Here is a 16113-nt window from a genome sequence, read left to right on the forward strand (position 1 = left end):
GTGCAGGAGCACCGGTCCCGCGCATTGAGGCCCACCCCGAAACGAAGGGTGGACCACCCCTATGACCCTCGGCAACACGACCGGCGCCGCCTCCGCACCGCATACCGCCCAGACCGGCCCGCCCCTGCTGCGCGCCCGCGACCTCGCCAGGGCCTACGGCGACCACGTGGTGTTCGACGGCGTGGACGTCGACGTCGCCCCCGGCCAGCGGCTCGGCCTGGTGGGGGAGAACGGCTCGGGCAAGTCCACCCTCCTTCGGCTGCTGGCCGGGGAGGAGGAACCCGACGCCGGGCGGGTGGAACGCCCCGCCGACACCGGATTCCTGTACCAGGAGCTGCCCCACGCCCCGGACACGACCCTGGCCCGGGTGATCGCCCAGGCCCTCGAACCGGCCCGGCGGGTGGAGCGGCGGCTGACCGCGAGCGCGGCCGCGCTGGACGGCTCGCCCGAGGACGCCGAAGCCCTGCGGGAGTACTCCGAGGCCCTGGCCGAGGCCGAACTGCTGGAGGTGTGGGACGCCGAACGCCGGGCCGAACTGGTGGTCGCGGGACTGGGCCTGGACGGCATCGGCCCGGACCGGCCGGTGGGGCGGATGTCGGGCGGCCAGCGCGGACGCCTGGGCCTGGCGGCCCTGCTCATCCGCCGCCCGCGCGCCCTGCTGCTGGACGAGCCCACCAACCACCTCGACGACCAGGCGCTGGAGTTCCTGGAGGGGTACCTGCGCGGCCTGCCGGGAGTGGTGGTGCTGGCCAGCCACGACAGGGTGTTCCTGGACGCGGTGTGCACCGGCCTGCTCGACCTGGACCCGGCCGTGGACGGTCCCGCCTACTACGGCGGCGCCTACTCCTTCTACCTCAGGGAGAAACAGCTGGAACGCGAACGCTGGGAGCAGCGCTACCGCGACGAGCAGGACGCCCTCAAGGGCCTGCGCGAGTCGGTGCGCACCACCTCCCGGCAGGTCTCGCACAACCGCGCCCCGAGGGACAACGACAAGATGGGCTACGACTTCCTGGGCGGGCGCGTGGACAAGCAGGTCTCGCGCCGGGTGCGCAACGCCCGGAACAGGCTGGAGGAGCTGGAGCGCGACCAGGTGCGCAAACCGCCCAGGCCGTTGGAGTTCAGCGCCTCGCTGACCCGCGACCCGGGCACGGCCGACGGCCACGCGATCACCGTGCGCGACCTGGTCGTGCCGGGCCGGTTGCGCCTGGACCGCCTGGACGTGCCCTCGGACGGGCGTCTGCTGGTCACCGGGCCCAACGGCGCGGGCAAGTCCACGCTGCTGTACGCCCTGGGGCACCGGCTGCGCCCGGCGTCGGGCCAGGTGCTGTGGCGGCGCGGGGCGGCGGTCGCCCTGCTGGAACAGGACGTGGTCTTCCCCGATCCCGAGCGGACCCCGCGTTCGCTCTATGACGGGCTGAACGGAACCCTGCCCGGCGCTCCCCGCCTGACCGACCTGGGCCTGGTCGCACCGCGCGACCTGGACCGGCCGGTGGGCAGACTCAGCGTGGGACAGCGGCGACGCCTGGCACTGGCGATGCTGGTGGGACACGCCCCGGACGTGCTGCTGCTGGACGAGCCGACCAACCACCTGTCCCTGGCGCTGGCCGAGGAGCTGGAGGAGGCGCTGGGCACCGCGCCGGGCGCGGTGGTGGTGGCCTCGCACGACCGGTGGCTGCGCCGCAACTGGGCCTGGTCGGAGCTGCGGCTGGCCGACGGTGCCGTGGCCGGGCAGGACACGGCCGGACCCGTGTAGCCCTTCCGGCCGTTCCCGGGCCGCCGCCTCGCGCGCGGCCCGGGAACGGCGAACCGTTCCGGTGCCCCGGTCACGGCCGGGTTCTGGCACGCCCGGTACGTGCCGGAACCCGCGAGGGCACGCGACTTCTCACCGCTGGGGCGGTACGGTTCCGCGAACGGCCGTCCTGTGTCGGGGACACGCGCCGAACCCGGCGGAGCCACCGCGTCCCCGGCCTCCGGCTTCGCCCGACACCGCGCGGGGACACCGGCGCGGAGGCTGGAAACCCCCGCGCCGCTCGTGCAAACTCTTCGTGTTCCCACAGCTACGAAAAGTCATGTCAACTGGCAGGGGTGCACATGTCCGTGCCGATGGACGCGCCCGAGTCCTCCCAGCACGCCGACCCCGAGGCGGCGGCCGCCGGAGGACGCGGGTCGGCGAACAGGTCCCTGCGCCAGATCGCCTGGCGGCGCTTCCGCAGGGACCGCCTCGGCATGGCCGGGGGCGTCGTCGTCATCCTGCTCATCCTGGTCGCGGTCTTCGCGCCCCTGCTCACCTCCTGGTTCGGCTACCCGCCCAACCAGTTCAACCAGGAGCTGATCGACCCGCTCACCGGCGGCGTCCTGCGCGACCCCGCCGACCCCTCCCAGGGGCTCGACCCCTGGGGCGGCATCAGCACCGACCACCTGCTCGGCGTGGAACCCGTCAACGGGCGCGACCTGTTCAGCCGCATCGTCCACGGCGCCCGCACCTCCCTGCTGGTCGCCACGGTCGCCACCCTGGTCTGCGTGGTCATCGGCACCGTCCTGGGCATGGTCGCCGGGTACTTCGGCGGCTGGGTCGACACCGTCATCAGCCGGGCCATGGACATCTTCCTGGCCTTCCCGCTGCTGCTCTTCGCCATCGCCCTGGTCGGCGTCATCCCCGACGGCTCCTTCGGCCTGAGCGGCAACGGCCTGCGCATCGGCGTGCTGGTCTTCATCATCGGGTTCTTCAACTGGCCCTACATCGGCCGCATCGTGCGCGGACAGACCCTGACCCTCCGGGAGCGCGAGTTCGTGGAGGCCTCACGCAGCCTCGGCGCGGGCAGCGCCCACATCGTCTTCCGCGAGATCCTGCCCAACCTCGTCACGCCGATCCTGGTCTACTCCACGCTGCTCATCCCCACCAACATCCTGTTCGAGGCGGCCCTGAGCTTCCTGGGGGTGGGCATCAACCCGCCCATGGCCACCTGGGGCGGCATGCTCGACAACGCCCTGCGCTTCTACACCATCGCACCGCACTTCGTGCTCATCCCGGGGCTGGCCATCTTCGTCACCGTCCTGGCCTTCAACCTCTTCGGCGACGGGCTGCGCGACGCCTTCGACCCCCGCTCCTCCGACTGACGGGCCGCACCCGTCGCGTGTCCCGGGCCGGGCACCGGCCCCCGCCAGCCAATCCGACCAGGAGGCAAGCTTGACCACCGACCACCACACAGGCGCGGCGCCCTCGCGGCGCCGCGGACGCCGCCGGGCGAGCGCGTCCCTGGCCGCGGGCACGGCCGCGGCGCTGCTGCTGGCCGCCTGCGGGGGCGCGGACGGCGGAGGCGGGGGCGGAGGCGGCCCGGTCGACGCCGAGTTCAACCAGGGCGAGACCGAGGTGGTCAACCCCTCCGACCAGACCGGCGGCACCCTGCGCTACGCCATCTCCTCGGACTTCGACTCACCCGACCCAGGCAACACCTACTACGCGTTCAGCTGGAACTTCAGCCGCTACTACGCGCGCACCCTGCTCACCTACGTCGGGGCGCCCGGCGCGGAGGGCACCGAACTCCAACCCGACCTGGCCGCGGAGATGCCCCGGCCCAACGAGGACCTCACCGAGTGGACGGTCCCCATCAAGCAGGGGCTGCGCTACGAGGACGGCTCCGAGATCACCGCGCCCGACATCGAGTACGCCATCGCGCGCAGCAACTTCGGCGCCCAGGCCCTGCCCAACGGCCCCAAGTACTTCCAGGACCTGCTGGCCGACAGCGACGACTACGAGGGCCCCTACGCCGACGAGAACGACCCGCTGGCCGGGTTCGACGGGATCGAGACCCCCGACGACCACACCCTGGTCTTCCACCTCAAGGACCCCTTCGCCGAGTTCCCGTACCTGCTCATCCAGCCGCAGACCGCGCCGGTCCCGCCCGAGGCCGACCGCGGCGAGCAGTACCAGAGCCGCGTCGTCTCCTCCGGGCCGTACAAGTTCGACGGCGAGTACCGGCCCGGCGTCTCCCTGAACCTGGTGCGCAACGACCAGTGGGACCCCGCCACCGACCCGACCCGCGAGGCGCTGCCGGACCGGGTCGAGGTGCAGCTGGGAGTGGACCAGAACGAGATCGACCAGCGCCTGGCCAGCGGCGACCTGGACGTGGACCTGGCCGGGGCCGGGGTGGGACCCGCCATGCGGGGCACCCTGCTCACCGACGAGGCGCGCAAGAACAGCGTGGACAACCCGCAGAGCAACACGCTGCGCTACGTCAACATCAGCACCGTCCTGGAACCCCTGGACGACCTGGCCTGCCGTGAGGCGGTCATGTACGCGGCCGACCGCGACGCCCTCCAGCGGGCCTGGGGCGGTGACACCGGCGGCGACATCGCCACCCAGATCATGCCCGCGTCGCTGCCGGGGGCCGATCCCGGCATCGACCTGTACCCCTCCCAGGGCAACCAGGGCGACCTGGACAAGGCCCGGCAGAAGCTGGAGGAGTGCGGCGAGCCCGACGGGTTCTCCACCTCCATCGGCGTCCGGGCCGACCGGCCCTCCGAGGTGAGCACCGCCGAGGCGCTCCAGCAGGCCCTGGCCAGGGTGGGCATCGAGACGCGGATCAAGCAGTACCCCTCGGACACCTACACCAACACCCAGGCCGGGTCGCCGTCCTTCGTGGAGGACAACGACCTGGGCCTGACCGTGTACGGGTGGGCCCCGGACTGGGCGAGCGGCTACGGCTTCATGAGCAAGATCCTGGACGGCGACGCCATCCAGGACGCGGGCAACGCCAACATCTCGGAGCTGGACGACGAGCGGATCAACGGCTGGTTCGACGAGGTCATCACCGTGCGGGACCCCGAGGAGCGCGCCTCGATCTACACCCGGATCGACCGGCGGGCGATGGAGCAGGCGGCGATCCTGCCCGCGGTGTTCGAGCGCACGGTGCTCTACCGGCCGCCGAACCTGACCAACGTGTACTACCACTCGGGCTACTCCATGTACGACTACATGGCGCTCGGTACCACCCGGGAGTGAGGAACAGCGGGTAGGGCCCCGTGCGGTGCGGGTCGGCAGGCGTCTTCTCCCCTCACCAGGGGCGGATCAGGGGCGAACCCGGAGGCCTGCCGACCTCGCCGGAGCCGGGCCGGCGTCGGGGCTGCCGGCCCGCACGATAACACACGGCACTGAAATTTTGTCGGACGGCAACTTTCGCTTCCCGGACCGTGTGTCCGCAGAGTATGGCGGGTAGCGTGGCATACCGGGCGTCGTCTCCCCGCTGCGGGTAGCCCTTGCATCCCCCTGCGCGCTCTCTGCGCCAGCGGTGGTCCGACGCCCCGCGGCACCCGTCTGCGCCGCCCACGCCCGCGCGTGCACCGCGCGTGCGCGATCGCGCACGGCGGAGCCGCCCGCACGGCCCGGCACGGGCCGTGCGCCGCGACGCGTGGGGAGTGGAACACCAGTGCTTGCTTCGGGGACCAGCGACCGCGCTCCGCTGGAGGGCGACGGGGCCGGGCCGGTCGGCGGACGACGGGCCGGTGCGCTCCCGGCGCCCGCCGCGGTCGCCAGACTCCGCCGCGCCGCCCGCGAGCTGGGCAACATCCTGCACCCGGTCCGCCTCGTGGAGCAGGCGGTGCGCTTCCCGGTACCGGAGGCGGCCCAGATGTGCGCGCTCTTCCTCACCCAGCCCGACGGCTCGGTGCGCTGGACCGCGGCGTTCACCTCCGAGGGCGGTCGCCGCCGAGTCGGAACCGGTGAGGGCGCCTGGGACCGCGGCACGGTGGACGGCGCCGCCTGGCTGAACGAGGTCGTGGACGGGGCGCGAACGGTGGCCGAGCCCACCCCCGGCGACCCCGTCGAGAAGCTCCTCCTGGAACTGGCCGGGTACGGCGGCGCCCGGGGCGCGCTGCGCGCCGTGGCCGTTCCCGGCCTGTCCGGAACCGCGGGAGCGCTGCTGTTCCACCGCGCCCACGGGCACTTCGACGCGGCGGACACCGAGGCGCTCACCGAGTACGCCGAACGCGTGGGCTCCGCCCTGGGCGCCGCCCACATGTACCAGTACCAGGCCCGCACCGCCTCCACCCTCAAGGCCGCGCTGGTCCCCGCGCCCCTGCCCGGCGTCGCGCACGCCTTGCTCGGCGCGGCCTTCCGTTCCGCCGTCGAGGCCGAGCGCATCGGCGGCGACTTCTACCAGGTCAACGAACTGGAGGAGGGCTTCGACTTCTCCTTCGGGGACGTGTGCGGCAAGGGCAACGACGCCGCCCTCCTGACCGGGATGATCCGCCAGTCCCTGGAGGCGCTGCGGCTGGTCGAACAGGACCCCCGGCGGCTCCTGGAACTGCTCAACGTCCTGCTGCTGCGCACCGACCCCGAGAAGTTCAGCACGGTGATCCTCGGGCTCGCCAGCCCCCTGCCCGACGGCGGGCTGCGCATCCGCGCCGCCGGGGGAGGCCATCCGCCCCCGCTCGTCGTGGGCGTGGACGGCACCGTCCGGGAGGTGTCCATCGGGGGCCTGTTCGTGGGCGCGGTGGAGGAGGCCGTCTTCCGGGAGACGGAGTTCACCCTGGCCCCGGGCGAGACGATGGTGGTCTTCAGCGACGGGGTCACCGAGGCGCGCAACCCCCTGCTGGGCGGGGAGATGCTCGGCGAGGAACGCCTGGCCCGGCTGCTCTCCGAGTGCGGGGGCATGCCCGCCCCGGCCGTCTCGGACCGGATCGTCCAGGTGGTCGGGGACTGGCTCGACGGAGGGGAGCACGACGACATCACGGTGCTCACCGTGCAGGCCCGCGCCAGTCGGGGAGGCGTCGCCGGTGACCGCTGACCATGACGTCCTGCCGGACGCGGTCGCGCCCGTGTCGCCCGCTGTCGTCGCCGACGACTTCTTCGCGCGCGTACGCGACCTCGACGACGCGGGGGCCCTGGCCGTGGTGCGGGAGGCGCTGGCGGCCGGAGTCGACCACGAGTCACTGGTCCTGGACGTGATCGCGGTGTCCCAGATGCGCGTGGGCATGATGTGGCAGGCCAACGAACTCTCGGTGGCCCGGGAGCACGCCGCCACCCACATCGGTGAACTCGCCCTGGGCCTGGTCCTCGAACACGGCCTGGCGCGTGTGGCCGGGGAACGCCCCCTGGGTTCGGTGGTGGTGGCCTGCGTCGAGGGGGAGTGGCACGGCCTGCCCGCGCGGCTGCTGGGGGACGTGCTGCGTCTGCGCGGCTGGAGGGTCACCTTCCTCGGGGCGAGCGTGCCCGCCCACCACCTGACCCTGCACCTTCAGGAGACCGCGCCCGACGTGGTGGCGCTGAGCTGTTCCCTGCCCTCGCACCTGGTCAACGCCCACGCCATGATCACTGCCGCCGCGCGCACCGGGGTGCCCGTCATCGCCGGGGGGCGCGGCTTCGGGCCGGACTCCTCCCTCGCGCTCCGGCTGGGCGCGAGCCTGTGGGCGGCCGACGCCCGCTCCGCCGCCGATCTGTTGGAGCGGCGCATGCCGTTGTCGTCCCTGCGGCCCAGGGAGGAGGCGCTGACCCCGGCCGCCGAGTACGCGAGCCTGGTGCAGCGCCGCCGCGACCTGGTGCGGACCGGTGTGGAGCACGCGCGAGCCCTCTACGAGGCCCGGGGCGCCAGCCTGGAGGGCGCGGACCTGGACCGGACGGTCGAGGACCTGGGGCACATCATCGACTTCCTGCTGACGTCGCTGTACGTGGGCGACGGTGCGGTCTTCACCCGTTTCCTGGCCTGGACCCGAGGTGTGCTGGAGGTGCGCGGGGTTCCGGCGGTGGGGGTGGCCCGCGTCCTGGAACTCCTCGAAGGGGAGCTGTTCGACTACCCCGAGACGTGCGCGGCGCTGCGCGCGGGGCGGGCCGTGCTCGGCTGAGGTGCCCGCCTGGGCGGGGCGGGCACCCTTCGCCGCCGTACCAGCGCCACCAGGGCCACCAGTGCCGTACCAGCTCAGGGAGAGGTCGGGGGGTCGGGCTGGTTGAGGAGGGTGGCGATGTGTTCTTTGGGGTAGCGGCGTGCTCCGCCGGGGGTGCGGAAGGGTTTGAGGACGTTGTCCCATTCGCCTCGGTGGAGGCTGCGGGGGCGGATGTTGAACAGTTGGGCGACTTCGCTGGGTGTGAGGACGTCGGGGCGGCCGTCGAGGAGGTAGCTGTAGTCGGGCATGAGGGGCTTTCCGTGTTCGATGTTCGTGCTCTGTGCTCTGTGGTTGGTGGGGTGGCCCCGCCCTCCCGGGGAAGGGGAGGGCGGGGCTTCGGGCCGGTGCCTTCCGCATCGGCCCGTCCGCGCCAGCCCGGGGGACAGATCGGGTGGTGCGGAGCATGGAGAGCTGAGCGCTCACAGGGGCGCGTGGGTCACCAGGGGAAGACGGCGCGGACCGTGATCGCGCCGCACGAGTGCTGCTTCCAGTCCCAGTAGGAGCACAGGGCCTCGACCAGACGCAGCCCGTTGCCGCTGGGGCGCAGGGGTTCGGGGTCGGGCACGGCCGGGAAGCTGGGTTCGTCTCCGGGGCGGGGGCCGTTGTCGGTGACGCGGAGTTCGAGGTGGCGCGGGGTGCGTTCGATCTCCACGCGGATGGTGCCGCCGGGGAGCCCGGAGGCCGAGTGGCGCAGGGTGTTCGTGACCAGCTCGGACACGGTGATGCTCACGGGTTCGGCCAGGCTGGGGCGGGAGCGGGTGGCTTGGGTGGCCCAGCGGCGGGCGATCTTGACGTGGCCGAGTTCGGGGCCGAGCAGAATGCCTGATTTGGTGGCGGTTCCGCACAGTCGGCGTGGAAGCGTCGGGGCCTGGACGATAGGCTTGTTCATGTCTCACCTCGGTGCTTTCGGGGTGGGGCACTCTGCCTCGGCGGTCGCTCTCCACTTCGACCGCCGGGGCTTATTCGTGCCTGGGTATGGGGCTGCCTCGCCCCTCTGCGGAGACGGGCGGGACAGTGCTAGTTCTCGGCTGGTTCAGGACGGGAAGTGCGGGCCGCTGGAGCAGGACAGCTCAAGCGTTGTGCGAAGTCCGTGGGCAGTGGTGGCTGTCACGGAACGTGAACCGTTCGTGGCGCTCAGGCGGTGTGCATGCCAATTCCCAGGAACCTGTTGAGCGGTCACCGACCGCCAGATGCGCCAGGTGTCACCGAACTCGTCGCGGAGTTCGGCGAGGGCATCGGCGTCTGGATCGGGCACCTCGTCATCCCAGGGGCCGTGCAAGCTCTCGGTGTCAGAACGCTTGATCCGCACTCCTAATGTCATGTGTCCTCCTGGTGTGGGGATGGATACAAAATTACGGGCGGGGATAAAGGATGACCAGGCGCGAGAGTTCCGAAGTCGAAGAAAACACAAAGAGCGACCGGAACGATCGTTCCGGTCGCTCTTTGGACCTGCAATTACACGGTCACACTGCGGCCCCCGTGGATTCTCCGATGATCCCCCGCAAACCACGCAAAGTGTTCGAAGTGCGCGTTGCGTCCTGTTCCAGAAGTGAAACCAACGTCGCTCCGAACCGTTGCTGACGGAACCATTCGCGGCCACCGATGCGTACAGCTTGCCCGGCCGCTACCTCCGCCTGCTCCCGACGACCACGAACCCGTAGCGCCGCTGAAACGTTCAGCAGATGCCGGGCCTGCTGGACGGCGAACAAGTCCTGGGAGCGCACGGCCCTGTCGGCGCGCAGGGCTTTCTCCGGCCGCTGGAGGCCCGTGTTGATGTGCGCGGTCTGCACTCCCACGTGTGATGGTCCGAAGGACACCCAGTAGTCGTGGCGGTCCTCTTCGAGTAGTCCGGCTCCGGCACGCGCGTAGGCCAAGTACTCGTCGGCCTCGTCTGCGCGCCCCGCGCCCCCGGCCAGCACAGCGGCATGAAGCATCAGGCCGCCCCACGCCACCAGGCGCCGCGGGTCCACCCCGGGCGCCAGCTCCGGGCGGATGGTGTCGGCTATCTGGACAGCAAGCTTCTCGCCGTCTTCGTGGCGGCCCGCGTGCAGCAGCACCCAGGAGTAGGTGCCGTACATGGTGGAGCTGCGCCACTCGTCACGGTCGTCTTGGGCGGTGGCGATGGCGCGTTCGGTGGCGGCCAGAGCTGCGTCGACCTTGCCGGTCTGGGTGAGCAAGCACGCGGCGAGCTGCCACACGTGCGAGTACACCCCGGCTACCTCGTGCCGTCCCAGGTGGGTTTGGGTGGCTCGGCACCGGGCCAGCAGGTCGGGTAGTTCAGCGGCCAGAACAGCGAATTCGCCGCTGAAGTACGCCCCGTAGGCGCGTTCGAGGCCCTCTTGCAGCTCGACCACGGTGGAGGGTTCCCCAGTGGTCTCCGAGGGGCGCCCAGGAAGGTAAGCAGGATCGTACACGGCGTTGCGGACGGCGAGCACGCCGCCGCTGTCGCTGATGGGGGAGACCCGGTTGCGCTTGCCATTGACCTCGGACGGGTCCAGGTCCATCGCTTGGGCCAGACGGACGATCGTCACCCAGGCGAAGTTCAGCTTCGCGGCCCTTTCGAGCTGTCCCACGGTCTTGGATGACAGGCCGGAGCGTTCAGCAAGCTCTTCTTGGGTCCATCCCAGTTCCAGGCGGCGGGCCCTTAGACGGCGCCCGATACTGGTAATTTCATTCATGAAAAGCCCCGTTCTTCCTGTGGTGGCGCTACCGACAGAGTAAGGCGGGTTTCTTCTTTTGTCAGGTGCGCGTCCGGATTGTGACCGGCTGTTCGTTTGCGCCAATGTTCGCGGGAACTAGAAGTGAAGGGCTTCTTTGAAGCTCGGTCGCAGCCGCGTTCCCTCCTGGTCCACGGTCACGCCGAGCTGATCCCGGCCCGGCTTCCCCCACCGCGTCCACTCCTCCCACGCGGCGCCGATCTCCGCCCACAGGTCCCGGGGCCCGGCCCGCTTCGTGCTGTAGGGGCCACCGGCCGGAACATATTCTCCGAGCGCCCACGACCCGTCCGGGGTGGCGACGTACACGCTGGCCTCACCCGCCCACTCGGGGCGGTCCTCGGCGGCCTCGTACACGGCATACCTCAGGTCCGGTGCCAGGTGACCTAGGACGAGCTGCCACCCCTGGTCGCGGTAGGCGACCAGACGCGGGTTCACGTCGGTACTCCCGGCCCGCACCCCGGGAGCTTCCTCGTCCACCAGCTCCCGGACCCGACGGGGGTCGGGGCGCTGTGAGCGCAGCACCATGAAAGCGGCGTCGTCCACGATCCGGCCCGTCGCCGTGCCGTTCTCCTGCACGACCAGGCGCACCAGCACCCCCGGCACGTTCCCCACCTCGAACGGGGTCACGATCACCCCGCCCGGCCACACCTGCCGAACCCACGCGTGGGGTATCCGCCCGCGGGCCGCGACCGTGGAGAGCAGCCGGTGGTACATATCCGCGCCGACACCCGTCTCCAGGGGGCCCGACCCATCGGTGTCCAACACCATCGGCGCGTACCCGGCCCGCGCGAGGTTGTCGACCGCGACCCTGGCCAGCTCCTTGTCGATCTCCGCGGACACCACCGCCTTCTCCCCGAGCGCGTGACACAGCAACGCCGTGTTGTACCCCGTGCCCGTCCCGATCTCCAACACCCGGTGCCCATCGACCGCGTCGAGCTGTTGGAGCATCGCGACCACGAGCGAGGGTTGGCTGAGGCTGGAGGTACGCAACCTGCCCCACCCGGGTTCCCCGTCCGGGCCCCCGGCAGAGTCGCCGTCGTCTACCTGGGTCGCAAGCGCGTAGTCCTCATGCGCCCAACGGGTGTGGTCGGGGTCGTCGCGTGTGACCGGTACGTAGTAGCCGGGGTGGTCGGTCGAGGTGACCCACACGGTGTCGGGGACGAACTGGGCCCGGTCCACAGCGAGGATCGCACGATGCCACCGGGGATCGATGACCTGACCCGCGATGGTGAGCGCGCGGGCCAGCCGGGCGCCGGGGGGCGTGGTCACCGCTTGGGGTCCTTACCGTCACCGGACTGGGGCAGGATGGGTTCGGCCCCGTGTTTGTTGGGGTCCTTGCCGTCACCTGCGGCGCTGCCTCCGCTACCGCCATCGGTGGTTTTGTCGGGATCGACGTGTCGTCCCACGGTGTCCTCCACAAGGGTGAGGGGGCCTGTCACCGACAGTAGCCCGCCGCGCGGTTACTGTCAGTGGTTTCGGCGGCCAGCGGCCATCTCGCCCTGCCCGCAGAACATCTCGGGGGCCGAACGACCACCCTGTGCGCCAGGTGTGTCCATGCGCTCAGATGCTCGCGTGCGGAGTCCACACAGCCCAGCAGTTCGACGGCGTTCCACGGCTCCAGAGGGCGGAGTTCGGCCCGATCGTCCAGCCAGCACGAGAACACTGACGCTCCTCCATCCGTTCAGACGGTGCTGGTAACGGGGAAGCGCCGGACCAGGTCTGCGTAGACCGAGGCCGCGTCGGTCGTGGGAACGGCGCGGCCGAGGGGCTCGGTGAACACGTTCCGCCCGTCATCGCCAGGCCCGGCCGCGAGCACGTCAAGGATCTCCGGAACCTTCGCTGCGAGGAACGTCCCCTCCTTGCTCGGGATCGCGTTGCGCAGGGAGAAGAACGAGACCGGGGGCGGCATCATCGCTTCCCCCTTGCTGTCGGTGAGCCGGACACCGGTCCAGAAGCGCCCGACCATGAGCTGAACCGGCGCGTACAGGTTGCGGGCCAGCCAGGCGGGCCACTGCATCAGCTGTCGCGCGCGTCCCTCGTCGCTGGGGCCGAGGACCGCGATGTTCCGACAGGCCAGGGGGCCGACTTCCCTGCGGTCCCGGCGAAGCAGTTCGGCGCTTTCGACGAGGACCGCGAACAGGCCCGCCTCGTCGCCGGGGCCAGCCTCCACTGCGCTCCAGAGCGTCAGCCCCTTCTCGACGGAGGGGCCGAGGTAGGGGCAGCGGCTGACCATGTCCCGTTGGTGCGCGGTGAGCTCCGGATGGATGTCATCGGGGTTGGTGGTCCCCGAGGAGAGGCGGCGGATCATGCGTCCTCGCTGTTCGTCTCATGGAAGCGGGGCAGGGGGCGACCACCGCCCCATCCGTTCATCCGTTACCGCACGATGGCGTCGGTCGGTCGTCCTCGTCGTCGGTGGTGGGAGTGCAGTCCCGCATGGTGACGAGGGGAGCGCCAGCCAGGTAGTCCCAGTAGAGGGCGGTGTCGATGGAGCCGTCAGCGGTCCCGGGGGCGACGTACCTGAATATCCAGGAGAGGAGTGCACCAGTCAAGAGCGGAAAGTGACTCCAAGTAGACAATGCGTGATGCTCGGCGCCACGGAAGGCGCGCACAGGGCGATTGAACGCGATCAGATGATCACAGTGCGTTACTGTCTGCTTGCGGGCGGGTACCGTTCGCGGACCCGTCCCGCCCCCGCCCCGGCCCCGACGACAGAGAGCACGCGCGTTGCTGACCTACATCCTGCGCCGTCTGGGCGCCGGACTCCTGCTCCTGGCCGTGGTCACCATGGTCACCTTCGCCATCTTCTACGTGGTGCCCCGGTGGGCGGGGCGCACCGTCGAGCAGCTGGCGACGATGTACGTGGGCCGCGCCCCCACCCCCGAGGCCATCCAGGCCACCATCGACCGCCTGGGCCTGGACCGGCCCGTCGTCGTGCAGTTCGGGGAGTTCGTCCGGGGCCTCTTCCTCGGCGCGGAGTACCGCTTCGGCAACGACACGATCGAGTGCGCGGCTCCGTGTCTGGGCTACTCCTTCCAGACCTACCAGGAGGTCTTCCCCGAGATCGTGGCGCGGCTGCCGGTGACGGCCTCACTGGCCCTCGGCGCGGGGGTGATCTGGCTGGTGGGCGGCATCCTGGTCGGCGTGGTCTCTGCGGTGTGGAAGGGCAGCCTGTTCGACCGGCTGGCGATGGCCGTCGCCCTGGCGGGGGTGTCGCTGCCGATCTTCTTCACCGGCCTGCTGGCCCTGGCCTTCCTCGTGCACGCCTGGGGGCTGTTCGGCACCCCGGGCTACGTCCCCTTCAGCGAGGACCCGTCCAGGTGGGCGCAGGGGCTGCTGCTGCCGTGGCTGACGCTGGCCTTCCTGCACGCGGCCATGTACGCCCGCCAGACGCGCGCGGGCATGCTGGAGACCCTGGGCGAGGACTACATCCGCACCGCCCGTGCCAAGGGGCTCAGCGAACGCAGGGTGGTGCTCAAGCACGCGCTGCGCCCCACGCTGACCCCCATCGTGACAATCTTCGGCCTGGACCTGGGGCTCGTGCTGGGCGGCGCGGTCCTGACCGAGCAGGTCTTCTCCCTGAACGGCATCGGCCGGTACGCGGTCACCGCCATCATGCAGAGCGACCTGCCGGTGATCCTGGGCGTGACGCTGTTCGGCGCGTTCTTCATCGTGCTCTGCAACCTGGTGGTGGACCTGCTGTACCCGCTGATCGACCCGCGCGTGCGCATCCACGGATAACCGTGCCGGGCGCACGCGCGGGCGGAACACGATCCGGGCCGCCGCGCCCGGGGAACGGAAAGGAAGGGGTCGTGTGAGCGAGTCCGCGGCGTCGGGGCCGGTCGTGCGGGTGGAGGACCTGCGGGTGGTGTTCCCGACCATGGACGGCGACGTCCGTGCGGTGGACGGTCTGTCCTTCGCCGTGCCCGTCGGGGGAGCGCTGGGCATCGTGGGCGAGTCGGGTTCGGGCAAGAGCGTGACCTCGCTGGCCCTCATGGGCCTGCACCGGGGCAGCCGGGCGCGGATCACCGGGCAGGTCGAGGTGGCGGGCACCGACGTGGTCGGCGCCCCGGACAAGAGGCTGCGGCGGATGCGCGGCAACGACATCGCCATGGTCTTCCAGGACCCGATGCAGTCGCTGCACCCCCAGTTCACCGTCGGCAACCAGCTGGTGGAGGCGCTGCGCGTGCACCGGTCCGGGGTGTCGCGGTCCCTGGCCCGCGAGCGCGCGGTGGAGTCGCTGGAGCGGGTGGGCATCCCCGAGCCCGGCAAGCGGGTCAACTCCTACCCGCACGAGTTCTCCGGCGGCATGCGCCAGCGCGTGCTGATCGCGATGGGGCTGATGTGCGAGCCCAAGGTGCTGCTGGCCGACGAGCCCACCACCGCCCTGGACGTGACGGTGCAGGCGCAGATCCTGGACCTGTTGGACGAGCTGCGCCGCGACCTGGGCATGGCGCTCATCCTGGTCTCGCACGACCTGGCTGTGGTGGCGGGTTCGGTGGACGAGGTCGTGGTCATGCGCCACGGCGTCGCGGTCGAGCGCGGCGACGTGCGCGAGGTGCTGTCCGCACCTCGGCACGCCTACACCCGCGGACTCCTGGACGCGGTGCCGCGCGTGGAGGTCTCCCGGGCTCATCGGCGGGCGCGCGACCGGGCCGAGCGCGGCCAGCGGCAGGACCAGGAGAAGCGCCGCAGGTCGGGATCGGCCGCGGTGGGCGAGGCGGGGCGCAAGGGGCCGGACGAGGTCTTCCGGCCCTTCACCCCCGAGCCGAAGGAGGAGCGGGGCGAGCCCCTGCTGCGGGTGGAGGATCTGGCGCAGCGGTTCAAGGTGCGTGGCGGTATGTGGGGTCGGGCCACGGATTTCTGGGCGGTCAAGGGGGTCTCCTTCGACCTGCACCGTGGTGAGACGCTGGGGATCGTGGGGGAGTCGGGGTCGGGCAAGTCGACGCTGTCGCGGATGGTGATGCGTCTGCTGGAGCCCACGCGGGGCCGGGTGGAGTTCGAGGGCCGCGACATCACCCACATGCCCGAGCGGGCGCTGCGCCCGTTGCGCCGGGACGTGCAGATGGTCTTCCAGAACCCCTACTCCTCGCTCAACCCGCGGGTGACCGTGGGCGATGCGATCGGGACCGCGTTGCGGGTGCAGGGGGAGAAGGACGGTAAGAAGATCCGTCGTCAGGTGCAGGAGTTGTTGGAGCGGGTGGGGTTGGAGCCGGGGCACTACAACCGGTTCCCGCACGCGTTCTCGGGTGGTCAGCGTCAGCGGATCGCGATCGCGCGGGCGTTGATCCTCAAGCCGAAGCTGATCATCTGTGATGAGCCGGTGTCGGCGTTGGACGTGTCCACGCAGGATCAGGTGTTGCGGTTGTTGTCGGAGTTGCAGGACGACTTCGGGTTGACCTACATCTTCGTGGCCCATGATCTGGCGGTGGTGCGTCAGGTGAGTGACCGGGTCGCGGTGATGCGTGCGGGTGAGGTGGTGGAGATGGGTGACAGCGACGCGGTGTACGAGAACCCCGCC

At 71.0% G+C, this 16113-nt stretch carries 12 protein-coding genes; 7 read left to right on the forward strand and 5 right to left on the reverse strand.

The genetic code is table 11. The features are described from left to right. The first annotated feature begins 61 nt into the window (after positions 1–61). The 5 genes from G011_RS0111090 to G011_RS0111110 all read left to right on the forward strand — a co-directional run bounded on the left by G011_RS0111090 (position 62) and on the right by G011_RS0111110 (position 7839). Positions 62–1753, forward strand: a complete 1692-nt coding sequence (locus G011_RS0111090; protein WP_019608541.1) for an ABC-F family ATP-binding cassette domain-containing protein — start codon at positions 62–64, stop codon at positions 1751–1753. A 338-nt stretch (positions 1754–2091) separates the two neighbouring features. After that, on the forward strand, positions 2092–3117 hold the full coding sequence (locus G011_RS0111095; RefSeq protein WP_019608542.1) for an ABC transporter permease: 1026 nt from the start codon (positions 2092–2094) through the stop codon (positions 3115–3117). A 70-nt stretch (positions 3118–3187) separates the two neighbouring features. Next, on the forward strand, positions 3188–5002 hold the full coding sequence (locus G011_RS0111100) for an ABC transporter substrate-binding protein (protein ID WP_019608543.1): 1815 nt from the start codon (positions 3188–3190) through the stop codon (positions 5000–5002). A 424-nt stretch (positions 5003–5426) separates the two neighbouring features. Then, positions 5427–6785: a PP2C family protein-serine/threonine phosphatase gene (locus G011_RS0111105; RefSeq protein WP_019608544.1), complete on the forward strand. Its 1359-nt coding sequence runs from the start codon at positions 5427–5429 to the stop codon at positions 6783–6785. After that, the gene (locus G011_RS0111110; protein WP_019608545.1) at positions 6775–7839 is read left to right on the forward strand and encodes a B12-binding domain-containing protein; all 1065 of its coding nucleotides are present in this window, start codon (positions 6775–6777) and stop codon (positions 7837–7839) included. The genes G011_RS0111105 and G011_RS0111110 overlap by 11 nt, the downstream gene beginning before the upstream one ends. A gap of 74 nt (positions 7840–7913) precedes the next feature. Here G011_RS0111110 and G011_RS0111115 read toward each other — a convergent pair whose 3' ends face one another. The 5 genes from G011_RS0111115 to G011_RS0111135 form a co-directional block, all read right to left on the reverse strand. Then, complete coding sequence (locus G011_RS0111115; protein ID WP_019608546.1) at positions 7914–8126, reverse strand: helix-turn-helix domain-containing protein; 213 nt, start codon at positions 8124–8126, stop codon at positions 7914–7916. A gap of 188 nt (positions 8127–8314) precedes the next feature. Then, a complete protein-coding gene (locus tag G011_RS0111120; RefSeq protein ID WP_019608547.1) occupies positions 8315–8767 on the reverse strand; it encodes an ATP-binding protein in 453 nt (150 codons plus the stop codon). A 574-nt stretch (positions 8768–9341) separates the two neighbouring features. Continuing rightward, on the reverse strand, positions 9342–10556 hold the full coding sequence (locus tag G011_RS29715) for a helix-turn-helix domain-containing protein (protein WP_036552492.1): 1215 nt from the start codon (positions 10554–10556) through the stop codon (positions 9342–9344). A 117-nt stretch (positions 10557–10673) separates the two neighbouring features. Then, positions 10674–11864, reverse strand: a complete 1191-nt coding sequence (locus tag G011_RS29720; protein WP_019608549.1) for a hypothetical protein — start codon at positions 11862–11864, stop codon at positions 10674–10676. A gap of 412 nt (positions 11865–12276) precedes the next feature. Next, positions 12277–12903, reverse strand: coding sequence for a hypothetical protein (locus G011_RS0111135; RefSeq protein ID WP_019608550.1), 627 nt, complete (start codon positions 12901–12903; stop codon positions 12277–12279). A 416-nt stretch (positions 12904–13319) separates the two neighbouring features. On the opposite strand from G011_RS0111135, the gene G011_RS0111140 reads away from it, so the two are divergent. Both G011_RS0111140 and G011_RS0111145 read left to right on the forward strand, forming a co-directional pair. Next, on the forward strand, positions 13320–14333 hold the full coding sequence (locus G011_RS0111140; protein ID WP_013153603.1) for an ABC transporter permease: 1014 nt from the start codon (positions 13320–13322) through the stop codon (positions 14331–14333). 139 nt (positions 14334–14472) lie between these two features. Next, positions 14473–16113: ABC transporter ATP-binding protein (locus tag G011_RS0111145; protein ID WP_369757356.1), on the forward strand; the 1641-nt coding region annotated here is incomplete at its 3' end.

This window comes from Nocardiopsis sp. CNS-639 (assembly GCF_000381685.1).
In the GTDB taxonomy this organism is placed as follows: Bacteria; Actinomycetota; Actinomycetes; order Streptosporangiales; family Streptosporangiaceae; genus Nocardiopsis; species Nocardiopsis dassonvillei.